Consider the following 216-nt stretch of genomic DNA (forward strand, 5'->3'; position numbering starts at 1 on the left):
TTATACCTATGTGAGCTCGGCTCCTGCGGCAGGTACCACTTATGATCCGCTAACGGGACTCTGGAACATTGGTACAATGATCAATGCTTCTACTGCAACCTTAACCATTACCGCTAAGGTCAATGCAGCAGGCATTTATGCCAATACTGCAACGATTACCGGAACAGAAAATGATCCGACTCCAGGTAACAACACCCCGACTTCTACGCCGGTTCC

At 48.6% G+C, this 216-nt stretch carries 1 protein-coding gene; it reads left to right on the forward strand.

The genetic code is table 11. From position 1 onward, the window contains the following. On the forward strand, positions 1-216 hold a 216-nt coding region (locus H9X96_RS22615), incomplete at both ends, for a DUF11 domain-containing protein (RefSeq protein WP_222943978.1).

Source organism: Pedobacter sp. N36a, from assembly GCF_014472395.1.
Taxonomy (GTDB): Bacteria; Bacteroidota; Bacteroidia; order Sphingobacteriales; family Sphingobacteriaceae; genus Pedobacter.